This window comes from Microcoleus sp. A6-C6 (assembly GCF_036705955.1).
Lineage (GTDB): Bacteria > Cyanobacteriota > Cyanobacteriia > Cyanobacteriales > Microcoleaceae > Microcoleus.
The window spans coordinates 20116-32197 of the sequence record NZ_JAUBVR010000069.1 but is presented as its reverse complement, the minus strand read 5'-3'; the positions used below and the strand labels follow the sequence as shown (position 1 = coordinate 32197).

Sequence of the window (12082 nt, the reverse complement as noted above, 5' to 3'; positions counted from 1 at the left end):
ATATTTGGTAGGCACTCAATAATCATTCTCCAATATACCAGGTTCTGCTAACATAAAATTTAGATGCGTTCGCCCTGCCGACCCACCCAATAAGATGTTCATCGACAGAACTGTAAATTTATCCCGATGCTAGTGGCATCCAATGCCAAGGCAATGTCCTCAACATTTTTTGGCAGTAAACTTAGCACCCACAACAGTAATGGAGCAAAACAACTACTCACATCGAAATCACGACGCTTTTGTCCTTTTTTAGCTGGGGCTTCTTGATACCATTCTTTTAATCGCTGACGGACTGTATTCGGCTTTTCTTCGTTAATGTCAGCGCTCAACTGCGAAACTTGGGTTAAACTGCTGGATTTGGTCATCACTACGCCAAAACTCCAAGTCGCTAACCCAATCGCTTGAGGTATTGACAGGTGAGCCATTTGTTTGGAGACAATACATGACCAATCCTTGAGATGCTTATTTTTCAGCATTGAGGTTTTTCCCGCAGCCACGTGTTTCGTTGAATCACCCTTATTTTCGCCTGGTTTAATTGATTTTATACTACCCCCTCGTAAAAAACCTACACCTGTCAGCCCCTGAACTTCTACCCGGAATTAGAAGCAACCTATCGCTACGCTATGCTGTGCGAAAGAGACTTTTTTCAGGCAGCGTGGGAAATATCGTATCGCTGTTATACCCAAAAGTAGACTATCACTAATGCACCCAAAAATGCAAAAGAGTTGATTAATACCCCTGCTGCGTTGGCTCGCATTCCGAGGGTCATCATCCCCCCAAGTAGCAAGGGAAACAGCGGATAGAATGCAACAGAATGCTGTTGTCCGTCATCGGCGTAGCTGTAGCCTAGAGTAGCGATTTGGGTGTACCATTTGCCGTCCCAATGGGAGAACAACTCCCACACACTTTTGGGAAGAAAGCCATTCACAAAACCCAAAATTGACCACGAATAAACCAGCGGTAAATCAGTATTGCTCATGGCTAAAACAGCGCAAAACTGTTGATTGAAAATTACACCATAGTCCGCTGCGCTCGCGATCGTCAAATATATACGTAAGTACAGCGGTACTGCTAATTTTAACGTCCGAGCTTATTGGGAATCCCTTCGCAGCCGCCGGGAATAGTCTCTCTCGACTTCGAGCCACACCAAGAGCAACAGTAGTGTCGTTGCTCGTCCGACAGTCGCTTGACAGCGGTAAAATCTGCACGTTCAACCACAGCGCCGGTATGTTCACCCGTTTGATAGTTGGGAAATTCCGTGCGGCTGCGGGGAGAAGCAGTTTCGACCGAGCCGTAGAATAATATCGCTGCTCTCATGTCAGCGCGAGTGAGATTCGCGTCGTACAGGATAGCGCGGGAGAGGTTTGCTTTGACTAAATCGCACTTGCTGAGATTCGCCCGGACGAGGTTGGCTTCACTCAACTCCGTCCACCGCAAATCGGTGCCAGCCATGTCAGCACCCGCTAACATGACATTCAGATCGATAACGCGGATACCGTAATCTCTATCTTCAGCGTAGCCGCCGTCGCCGTCAAGGATGGGGCGGCCTAAAAGCCGATCGCGCTTCAGAGGAGTAACCAGTCTCGACTGCGACAAAAACCGCAGAATTTTAGCCTTACCTTCAGCATCCACACTGCTCATAATCGCAGCGGTGCGGCCTTCGGCGATCGCCCTTTCCTGTGGCCAATCTTCCAAAAACCCTTGTTCATCAAGGGCTAAATCAGAAACCCCTTGAAAATAAGCATCAATAGTTTGCTGCTGCGTAATGCGATTTTGCTGAATCGTCAAATCCTTCGAGATTACGTACTGCCGCCAAGCCACGTAAACGCCCAAAATCGCGATCAAAATTTGACCCAAAGCGCCGATGACTTCGCCTACTGCTCCCACCGCATCCCAGTTAATCTTGATATTGCGGCTTCCCAGTTCACCGTTAGCCCCGCTGAGTATCAGCAAGCCAACTGTTCCCGCCAACAGCCCAAAGCTAGAGACGATCAGGGTGCGCCAAGTCGGAGGGATTACCTGCGTCCAGATTTTGCCCCAATTGGGCCACATGATCCGCAGGGCGATCGCGATCGCCAAAATCGCACCCAACAAACCGAGCCACACGATGTCGATGGCTAGCCCTATAATCATTGCTGCGATCGATCCCAATATCAACAGCGATCCCGACATCTCAGCATTCGTTTGTGGTGGCTGCAACGGCGCAAAAACCCTTGGGCTTGTTGGACGCGGAGGCAGCGGTTTTGTCGGTTCAGCAGTAGCAACGATTGTTGCTGATTCTGGTGGGACAGCAGGACTCGCACCGTTAGGACTTTCTACAGTCACGTTGGAATCGGGAGGATTGGGTTGAGAAGAGTTTTGTTCTGGTGTCATGCGTTGAGGCAAATTCTAATTTTGGGCGATCGCTAAAACGATTTTAACCAATGAAGCACGATTCTAGATAGCATTACAATAGAAATATCCAGTAATTACACTCAAAGAGGTAAAATAACATGACCCTGGTACTCCCTAATCTTCAAGGAAAACAAATGGGTCAAGTAATTACTACAATCACCGTCACGAATTTCATCGATCTAGTTATGGCCGAACGGGGATTCATTTCTACCGATGAAGTTCGTTCTGCGGTGAGCGACAACGTTCTTGTCGATACCGGAGCAACTCTGCTTTCTTTGCCAGCTCATATTATTAGCCAACTTGGTTTAAGACAAGTAGGAGAAAGAGATGTAGAAACATCGGCTGGCATCAAAAAAGGTCGGATTTTTGCAGGCGCTCAAATTATTGTAGAAGGTAGAGAAGGCAGATTTGATTGTTTAGAATTGCCCCAAGGCGTTTCCGCTGTTTTGCTGGGCGTGACTCCAATGGAAGAACTAGGCTTAGAACCAGATTTGAAAAATCGACGGTTGCGAGTATTGCCGATGAACAATCAACAAACATATCTCATGGCTTAGCCAAAGGTTGGGAGCATCTCTGTGAGAGCATTTACAGGGAGTGCGAGCCTCTCGCTCGCTATGTGTAAGCGAGCGAGAGGCTCGCACTTATAAAAAACGCTTTTGACGATTTATATGAAAGTTTTTCACCTACATCTAGCGAGCCAAATAAGCTCTCACAAAATACACGCCAACCGTCGCAAATATCAAAAAAATTATCCCAAAAACCAACTCTATACTAAACCTTTGAGCATTGCCCAAAGCCACAAGAATTTGCTGCCGCACTATAAAAGCAAACAGCCAGCAAATCTCCGCCTTCAGCCAAACTAAAAGGCTTCGCCCCAAGAGATATTGGCGGCGCGCATTTGGCTCAGTAATCCGTACCGGATAGTTAAAAGTATGCGGATAGCGCGATACCGCAGTTAAAACCACAAAAATAATAGCAGCCACTGCTGGTAGCATCCAAATCATCACCTTGTCGCCCAAAGCATCAGGCTGTCCCCCCAAGCCGAAGTGAATCGGAATTCGATCGGGCAAAACCGCCCAAAATTGTACAATCAGCAAAATCGACACTAAAATGGCGATCGCCCCCGCGAGCTCTACCGCCAAATCAGCGGGCGAAAGCCCCAGAGAAATAACAGGCCGTTGGTTTGGTGTTTTTCCAGTCATGGCTACCTGAAATTAGACTAATATTGAAAATAATAGTATTGGTTCCAATTTTATCCCCAGCAGCTTTTGTTGGGGGGTTTCCAAACATCCGCGAGGTTTTATGACGGTTCAGGTTTTGGTGGAAAAGAAAAAGTTAGAAAAACCGCCTCTAACAATACACACTTTAGGCGATCGCGTCCTGCGGCAGCCAGCAAAGCGCGTTAACAGCGTCGATGCAGAAATTCGGCAGTTAGTCCGAGAAATGCTGCAAACCATGTACAGTGCCGACGGCATCGGTTTGGCAGCCCCCCAAGTCGGAGTCAACAAACAAGTAATCGTGATCGACTGCGACCCAGAAAATCTGGCCACACCGCCAATGGTTTTGATCAACCCCACCATCAAAAGTAGCAGTGGCGATATCTGCATCTTGCAAGAAGGGTGTTTGAGCATTCCGGGAGTCTATTTTGATGTCAAACGCCCAGAAGTCATTGAAGTGTCATATCGCGACGAATTCGGCCGCCCGCAAACCCTGAAAGCAACTGAGTTACTGTCGAGAGTAATTCAGCACGAAATGGATCATCTCAACGGAGTGCTGTTTGTAGACAGAGTAGACAACAAGCTGGCACTGAATGAAGAATTAGTCAAGAACAAATTTTCGCCCAAGGCAGTAAAATCAGTATGATGGCAGGAACTCCGAAAAGTGGTTTATTGTTAGCTCTTTGTTGCATCACTGCGATCGCCGCAGTCGGCTCAATCTTTGAGCTATCTTCGGGAAACGCTCAACTCGGCAATTTAGTCACAGGCATCATTCTCGCCCTCAGCATACCGCTCACAGGCATATTTTTCTATGCAGCCGTTCAGGATGCCAGAGCAAATCTATAATCATTAGTCATTGGTCATTGGTCATTGGTCATTGGTCATTGGTCATTGGTCATTGGTTATGAGTTATGAGTTATGAGTTATGAGTTATGAGTTATGAGTTATGAGTTATGAGTTATGAGTTATTAGTTATTAGTCATGAATCATTATTCAGAATCTAAAATCTCATAACTGTCGAATCAAGATTGCGGATAAATAACATCACATAACAGCGAACAAATGACTAATAACTGTGTTGTCAAGACAGATCAATAACATCAGCTAACAGCTAATAACTAATAACTAATAACTAATGACTAATGACTAATAACTAATGACCAATGACTAATGACTAATGACTAATAACTAATGACTAATGAAATCGGATTTCTGCGACAAGTGCCCGCCCAAGGCGCTGCGTCCGGGCCAGCGTCCAAGTACCCACTTTCTGAATATGGGGAAGTGGCGATCGGACGCGATCGCACTTGTCAAATAGCTTTAGAGTCGATCGCCCACGGCATGGTTTCCCGCCGCCACGCCGCAGTCCGTCCCCTGACTCAGGGTAATTGGACGAGATGGCAAATTTGCGACCTCAACAGCGCTAACGGAACTTATATCAACGGTCAAAAGCTGGAAGGCTGCCAAACTCTACAAACAGGCGATCGCATCAGTCTCGGTGAAGACGGCCCTGAATTCATATTTGAATCTTCCGCAACCCCTCACCAAAATAAACCCGGATTCTCCCAGGCCCAAGTCGGTAATTTTGATCCACCCGAAAAGGACGCTCTAACTTTAACTCAATTATTCCCGATCGCCTCCACGGGAAAACAATTAAGCCAAAAAGCATACTTATATCCAGGTATTGCGACAGTTCTTTTTGTCGTGTCCATGTTTCTCGCCGTCGGAAATTCCGCAGCCTTCAACTTCCTGCTGTCAGCCTACCTCGCCGGTGCAGCTTACTACTTCATCTATCAACTGTGCGGCAAACACAAACCTTGGTGGGTATTGCTCGGTACCGCTTTAGCAACAGTCCTGATATTGCGCAGCCCCTTATTGATGGGATTTATATTAGTATTTAGAGAAATTTTGCCCGGTCGTTTGCCCGCAGAAGGCGAACAAATCAGTTTTTTACCTTTTTTAATCAGAATGTTCTTCGGGGCGGGTCTGATGGAAGAATTACTGAAAGCCCTGCCAGTTTTGGGAGCGATGCTGCTGGGAAATTTACTAAAAAATCCGTGGCGCGATCGCATCGGCGTTTGGGAACCATTAGACGGAATTCTGTTAGGAAGTGCCTCAGCAGTGGGCTTTACACTACTAGAAACTCTCGGCCAGTACGTTCCCAATATCATCCAAAATATCACCCTGCAAGCAGGCCCAGAAGCCGGACAATTAGTAGGATTGCAATTGCTAATTCCCCGAATTTTAGGTTCCGCCGCCGGACACATGGCTTACAGCGGTTATTTGGGATATTTTATCGGTTTGAGCGCCCTCAAACCCAGGAAGCGCTGGCAAATTTTGGGCGTAGGTTATTTTAGCGCCTCCGCACTTCACGCATTGTGGAATGCGTCGGGAGCAGTCAGCGTACTTTTGCTGGCCTTAGTGGGAGTTTTGTCCTATGCGTTTTTGGTAGCCGCGATTTTGAAAGCCAGGGCTCTGTCTCCGAATCGAGAGCAAAATTTTGCTACTCGCATATTTTCTGAAAAGTGACTGCTGACTGCTTAATTGTTGAGGTACCAGGGCACGTCAAGCTGCCATTTTTTGCTTGTGTTTTAACCAGCTTAAACCTGCCAATGCTAAAGTTGTCCCCCCAACGGTGAGAGGTTCGGGAACTGGTTCGGGTGCGGTATCCACTAGAGTGTAAGAAACCTTCGCATCGTTGATAATTGTACGTCCGTCTATGGCAAGATGACGCTCCCTGTTGCTAATTAGTGTCTCACGATACCCCGAGAAATAAGATGGCCACATATCAAGACTGCTCGCCCCGTTGCTAACTATAGACCAAGATGCCCTGCTGTCATATTTGACGTAAAAAGGCCCTCCTGGTACGTCGGGAAGGTCAATTTCTCTAATCTCTCTTTCGTAGTCGCCTGTTTGCAGTCCGCGAAAATCCCCTTGAAAAAATAAAGCTATAGCCCCTGCTAAATCGTAGTAGTTTTTTGAGGCAGAGGCAAAAGTGTTAAATCTTCCCTCACCAACTGCAAGTTCTTCACGTCCTATTCCTGTCAGTGAAGAATTACTCAACTTAAAAAAACCACTACCTCCACCCTCTTCCACTTGAAAATTGTAGGTGAGGACGGCAGCCTGTGCTTTGTCAACTCCAGCCAATGACAACGCTGCCAAACTTAAAATTGTGCTGGCGATCGCACTTCCCAATTTCTGCCTTTGTTTTTGACTCATAGTCGCCTCATCAGCTTTTACGTAAGTGTACTTTCAATTCTAGATACCGATCGCCCGTAACTCAGCTTATTCTTAACATAAATTTTTGTACGTTCAAATTACTTTTTAACGATTACTTTTGGGCAGAAAGCAGATATTTTTTGACCGTCCCGCAAAAATATGCCGCCTGGTTTGTGTTGTTTTGATGCTGCGGGCGATCGACCGCAGCATACTCAGCTTTATTTGTCAATACGTAATTTCCAATAAAAATACCGCAATATTCAGCTCTCGTGCATGAGTAGGGCCTGCGTAATTGCTGACGGCCAGAATCCCAGCCCAACTTAGAAATTCTTCACAAATAGTTTGACTGTGGTACTATCTGGATGGCTGTGAGTAGCTTAGGGAAGCCAACGGGCTTGATTCCTGTGGTGGAGGAGAATCCAGGAGTGCTAGATAGGATGTCATTGGGATACGGAAATGTTTTCGGCCAGCGAAGTCAACCTGAACCCCTCCGTATTGGGGTAGTTGGGGTTGGCAATATGGGCCAGCACCACACGCGAGTTCTGAGCTTGCTAAAAGATATCGAACTCGTGGGTGTTTCAGATATAAATGTAGAGCGGGGAATTGATGTAGCAAGCAAATACCGGGTTCGCTTCTTTGAAGACTACCGAGATTTGCTCGCCCACGTAGATGCAGTTTGCGTCGCCGTTCCAACTCGCCTGCACCACGCTGTGGGGATGTCTTGTCTCCAAGCGGGAGTTCACGTTTTAATTGAAAAGCCGATCGCAGCTAGCATTGCTGAAGCCGAATCTTTGGTCAATGCGGCTGCTGAAGCCCACCGGATTTTGCAGGTGGGTCACATCGAGCGCTTCAATCCAGCTTTTCAGGAACTCGGCAAAGTGCTGAAAACTGAAGAGCTACTGGCATTGGAAGCTCACCGGATGAGTCCATATTCCGATCGGGCAAACGACGTATCGGTAGTTTTGGATTTAATGATCCACGACATCGACTTGCTCCTGGAATTGGCAGATTCCCATGTGGTGAAGCTGACAGCCAGCGGCAGCAGGGCCTCAGATTCAGGTTATTTAGACTACGTGACAGCGACGCTGAACTTTGCTAACGGCATTGTGGCCACCCTGACAGCAAGCAAGGTGACACACCGCAAACTCCGTTCAATCGCCGCTCACTGCAAGAATTCTTTGACAGAGGCAGATTTTCTCAACAACGAAATCTTGATTCACCGACAAACAACCGCCAATTACGTGACAGATTACGGTCAGGTGCTTTACCGTCAAGATGGGTTGATCGAGAAAGTTTACACCAGCAATATTGAACCGCTCCACGCGGAATTGGAGCATTTTATTAATTGCGTGCGGGGTGGAAATCAGCCTTCTGTGGGAGGAGAACAAGCTCTCAAAGCTCTTCGGCTTGCAAGTTCGATCGAGCAAATGGCTCTCGATGGTCAAGCTTGGTATCCCAAAGAGCTAGAGTCTACTTTGCAAGTTAGCTAAATCGAGAAAAATTGTGTCGTTTCCGGGTGCTTTTACAGTTTTGGTTTGTTGTTCGTTGAAAAGGTAACTGTTACCGCGCAACCGGATGCGATGTGAGTCGATTTGAGGTTTGAGATTTTAGCTTGACTCCACAGATGAATCTGCGGACTTGAACTCAAGTTTAAATTTTTTGAATTCCACAACCTAAGCCGGGACTTGCATCCGTTTTTGGGTGAAGTCACGATTTATACAAAAAAAGAGCGACTATTTGACTACTGATCGTTTTGCTAACTAGCTGATTTCCTAGAGGACTGAGGTGAATGCTGTCTCGATACAAAGTTGGAAGTTGGGCCTCTGAATTGAAAATGGGAAGAAAATCTATGTAAGTAATTTTCTCACGTTCGACGAGTTCGGCGAGACGCTCTCTAGCCTTGACTTCCCAGTCGCGAGAGCCCTCGCCGAATTCATGGCGCTTGGGCGTTACCGCTAGCAAAAACTCGACGTTAGCGGATACAGCTATTGTCTGGATTTGGCGAATAGCTTCTAAGTTGCAGCCGACTACATCGCTTTCAGCGGATGGTGCTGCTAATTGGCGAGCCGGCACTGCTGATAGAAAGTAGCGGCTCAATAACTCTAGTGTCGCCGATCGAGGTTGGCGATCGGGATAAGATCGATCGCGCCCTACAACCAGAGAAGAAGGAGCCGATGCAAATAAATCGTCCGTATTCAGCAGCAACACCAAAGCCTTTGCTCCAAAAACACCAAACCGCTTGGCATAAGCAAGTTGATTTCTCGGCCCCCAAGAATTGGCTGAGGCATTCAAAACTTCAAACTTTGAGTAGTTGACTTTTGAACTTAATTGTGCATTGGTTGCCAGATTCTGTACTTGCAGCCTCAACTGCCGAGCGATAATTTCCGAGATGGTATCTGTCTGATGTGTCCACCAACCGCCGTTGACGACAGAATCTCCCAACAGCAAGACGCGCAGAGTTTCTGAGGCTGGGAGTGGGGCGATCGCTCCAGTACGCATCGAATACTCGTTAATCTCAATCCGGTTTCCCAAGCGGCGCACCCTCTGGTTGGGCGCCAACAAATAGCCACACTCGGCATCAGCAATGTAAATCAAGGGATTGCCAAAACCCAGCAACACCCGCAGCAGCACTTCGATGGCTGCCCACAATCCGCAGGTGAGGGCGAAAATGATCAGAACAACTTTCAACTATTAACCTCGAACGAAAACAAAAAACTGCTGCTAAATTCGGGCTTGTACCAGAAAGAATTGGTTGAAAGCCGGAACCCTTATAGGGAGAAATTAAAATCAGACTATTCATTACTCCAATCCTCGGACTTCCGGTAGAGGTCGCCCTCATCTGTCAACTGTTAACTGTCAACTGTCAACTGAACGACAGTCCCTGCGCGATTGAGTCATCGGAATAGCCCGCGTGGATATAGAATTCTAGAATATACCGTCAAAATCCGCCGTCAGCCGTCAGTGAACTTGGTGGTTTCAGGAAAATCCGTGGACTTAAAACAAATATTCAAAACGCCGAATCCCATAATCGGTGTCGTACATTTACAGCCTTTGCCAACTTCTCCTCGCTGGGGCGGGAACCTCAAAGCGATTATCGGAAGAGCCGAGCAAGAGGCTACTGCGCTGGCTTCTGGCGGCGCAAACGGTATCATAGTCGAGAACTTTTTCGACGCTCCTTTTGCCAAAGACTGCGTAGATCCGGCTGTGGTAAGTGCCATGACTCTGGTAGTCGAGAGGCTAACCAATCTGGTAACGCTGCCGATCGGCGTTAACGTACTGCGAAACGACGCCCACAGCGCGATCGCCATCGCCTCCTGCACAGGAGCCCAATTCATCCGCGTCAACGTCCTCAACGGCATCATGGCTACCGACCAAGGCTTAATTGAAGGACAAGCACACCAGTTACTGCGCTACCGCCGGGAATTGGGCAGCGATGTCAAAATATTCGCAGACGTGTTAGTCAAGCACGGGCGTCCCCTGGGCAGCCCCAACTTGACCACAGCCGTCCAAGAGACGATCGGGCGCGCCTTAGCCGATGCCGTAATTCTTTCCGGCTGGACAACCGGCAGCCCTCCCAATCTCGAAGACTTAGAACTCGCGAGTGCAGCAGCGGGGGAAACTCCTGTTTTCATCGGTAGCGGTGCATCGTGGGAAAACATTTCCACCCTCATGCAGGCTGCAGACGGAGTAATTGTGTCGAGCTCGCTGAAGCGAAACGGCCGCATCGAACAGCCGATCGATCCGATCCGCGTCAGTCAGTTTGTAGAAGCCGCCCGTCGCAGCTTGTCCCAGAAAGAGCTCGAACAAGAAAACAAAAACGCTAATGGTTCGAGAGGGCTAACACCGGAACCGGGCAAAGTCAGAAGTAAAACGTAAAATGGGAATTGTTGACTGTTGGCAGTAGTCAGTTGTCAGTAGTCAGTTGGCAGTTGGCAGTTGTCATCAGTCATTAGTCAACAGTCAACAGTCAACAGTCAACAATCAACAATTACCCAATCAAAAAAATGATTCGCCGACGTTCAACCCCTTGGATTCATCGCTGGTCTAGGACTGTGATCGCAGCGATCGCAGCCATCGGCGTTGTAGAAACAGCTTATCTGACGATCGCTAAATTCACGACAGGCTCAGTCATTTGTCCCACCAGCGGCTGCGACAAAGTTCTCAATAGTCCCTACGCTACAGTTTTTGGCACAGTGCCTTTAAGTTTATTAGGTTGTCTGGCTTACCTGAGCATCGCAATTTTGGCATTAGCTCCCAAAGCCGTCAATCCAGACACCAACAAAGGACTGCACTCTCAACTAGAAAACAGAACTTGGCAAGCGCTATTTATCATCACCGCTGCGATGGTAATTCTCAGCAGCTATTTGATGTATTTGATGGCTTTTGAAATTAAGGATCTGTGTATTTACTGCATCAGTTCCGCCGTATTTGCGCTATCGCTGTTTGTGCTGGTGCTCGTCGGCCGCGAGTGGGAAGATATCGGACAGTTGGTGTTTACAGGCATTTTGGTGGCGATGGTAAGTTCGATCGGCGCATTGGGACTTTATAACAGCGTCAACTCACCTGCTCCTTTTGTTTCTTCTACCCCCGGAATTCTACCCCCTGCCGTCACCACAACCTCCGGCCCGGCAGAAATTGCTTTAGCCCGCCACCTCCGAGAAATCGGCACTAAAGAATACGGCGCTTACTGGTGTCCCCACTGTCACGATCAAAAAATGCTGTTTGGGAAAGAAGCAGCCAAAATAATTGATTATTTTGAATGCGATCCCAGAGGACAAAATTCCCGCGCTGAAATTTGCCAAGCTGCTGCTGCAAATGTTAAAGGTTTCCCGACTTGGGAGATTAAAGGTCAGTTTTATTCGGGGACGCAAACTTTGGATAAACTCGCTGATTTATCCGGTTACACCGGCCCGCGCAACTTTCAAAACTGACAGCCAAGTTTGAAACTTGAGATTCGAGATTTTTTGGGACAGGAAAAATCCTGCTTTTTAACTTAGCTAATAGACCTCTTGCATAAATATTTGATTGATGGGTAAACCGAAGATTTCAAGCTGATAAACACCGATAGACGCAGATAATTTTATCTGGTCTGCGAATGAGTGCAAGAGGTCTAATCTTTGTCGGCTGCTGTAAAATTATTCAAAAATCTCGCATCTATAATTCATAAAAACATCTTAAAAATTAGTTAGGTAAAATTTTAAAATAAGGCTCGACAACTTAATAAATTAAGCACTTTCTACAGTTCTCTCTCC

The 12082-nt window shown here is 47.3% G+C and carries 13 protein-coding genes; 7 read left to right on the top strand and 6 right to left on the bottom strand.

From position 1 onward, the window contains the following. Positions 1-98: 98 nt before the first annotated feature. The 3 genes from QUB52_RS22650 to QUB52_RS22640 all read right to left on the bottom strand — a co-directional run bounded on the left by QUB52_RS22650 (position 99) and on the right by QUB52_RS22640 (position 2373). Complete coding sequence (locus QUB52_RS22650; RefSeq protein ID WP_332974835.1) at positions 99-476, bottom strand: hypothetical protein; 378 nt, start codon at positions 474-476, stop codon at positions 99-101. A gap of 200 nt (positions 477-676) precedes the next feature. Continuing rightward, on the bottom strand, positions 677-979 hold the full coding sequence (locus QUB52_RS22645; RefSeq protein ID WP_332974833.1) for a hypothetical protein: 303 nt from the start codon (positions 977-979) through the stop codon (positions 677-679). 98 nt (positions 980-1077) lie between these two features. Next, a complete protein-coding gene (locus QUB52_RS22640) occupies positions 1078-2373 on the bottom strand; it encodes a pentapeptide repeat-containing protein (RefSeq protein WP_265239185.1) in 1296 nt (431 codons plus the stop codon). Between the two features lie 119 nt (positions 2374-2492). Between QUB52_RS22640 and QUB52_RS22635 the strand changes: the two genes are divergently transcribed. Next, positions 2493-2948, top strand: coding sequence for an aspartyl protease (locus QUB52_RS22635; protein WP_265239184.1), 456 nt, complete (start codon positions 2493-2495; stop codon positions 2946-2948). A 135-nt stretch (positions 2949-3083) separates the two neighbouring features. Here QUB52_RS22635 and QUB52_RS22630 read toward each other — a convergent pair whose 3' ends face one another. Continuing rightward, entirely contained in the window at positions 3084-3596 is a 513-nt protein-coding gene (locus QUB52_RS22630) for a DUF1648 domain-containing protein (protein ID WP_265239183.1), read from the bottom strand. Positions 3597-3696: 100 nt separating this feature from the next. Here QUB52_RS22630 and def point away from each other — a divergent pair, with 100 nt between their 5' ends. The 3 genes from def to QUB52_RS22615 all read left to right on the top strand — a co-directional run bounded on the left by def (position 3697) and on the right by QUB52_RS22615 (position 6140). Further along, on the top strand, positions 3697-4257 hold the full coding sequence (gene def / locus QUB52_RS22625) for a peptide deformylase (RefSeq protein ID WP_265239182.1): 561 nt from the start codon (positions 3697-3699) through the stop codon (positions 4255-4257). Further along, positions 4257-4457, top strand: coding sequence for a hypothetical protein (locus QUB52_RS22620; RefSeq protein WP_265239190.1), 201 nt, complete (start codon positions 4257-4259; stop codon positions 4455-4457). Before def ends, QUB52_RS22620 begins: the two co-directional genes overlap by 1 nt. Positions 4458-4802: 345 nt before the next feature. Then, complete coding sequence (locus tag QUB52_RS22615; RefSeq protein WP_332974831.1) at positions 4803-6140, top strand: PrsW family glutamic-type intramembrane protease; 1338 nt, start codon at positions 4803-4805, stop codon at positions 6138-6140. Between the two features lie 36 nt (positions 6141-6176). Here the strand turns inward: QUB52_RS22615 and QUB52_RS22610 are convergent, their stop codons facing one another. Beyond that, positions 6177-6830, bottom strand: coding sequence for a PEP-CTERM sorting domain-containing protein (locus QUB52_RS22610; protein WP_332974830.1), 654 nt, complete (start codon positions 6828-6830; stop codon positions 6177-6179). A gap of 437 nt (positions 6831-7267) precedes the next feature. Between QUB52_RS22610 and QUB52_RS22605 the strand changes: the two genes are divergently transcribed. Continuing rightward, positions 7268-8320, top strand: a complete 1053-nt coding sequence (locus QUB52_RS22605; RefSeq protein WP_265239189.1) for a Gfo/Idh/MocA family protein — start codon at positions 7268-7270, stop codon at positions 8318-8320. Positions 8321-8537: 217 nt separating this feature from the next. Here QUB52_RS22605 and QUB52_RS22600 read toward each other — a convergent pair whose 3' ends face one another. After that, positions 8538-9518, bottom strand: a complete 981-nt coding sequence (locus tag QUB52_RS22600; protein ID WP_332974829.1) for an SGNH/GDSL hydrolase family protein — start codon at positions 9516-9518, stop codon at positions 8538-8540. Positions 9519-9818: 300 nt separating this feature from the next. Here QUB52_RS22600 and btpA point away from each other — a divergent pair, with 300 nt between their 5' ends. Both btpA and QUB52_RS22590 read left to right on the top strand, forming a co-directional pair. After that, on the top strand, positions 9819-10706 hold the full coding sequence (btpA, locus tag QUB52_RS22595; RefSeq protein ID WP_265239178.1) for a photosystem I biogenesis protein BtpA: 888 nt from the start codon (positions 9819-9821) through the stop codon (positions 10704-10706). Between the two features lie 128 nt (positions 10707-10834). Then, entirely contained in the window at positions 10835-11761 is a 927-nt protein-coding gene (locus tag QUB52_RS22590; protein ID WP_265239177.1) for a vitamin K epoxide reductase family protein, read from the top strand. Positions 11762-12082 lie beyond the last annotated feature (321 nt).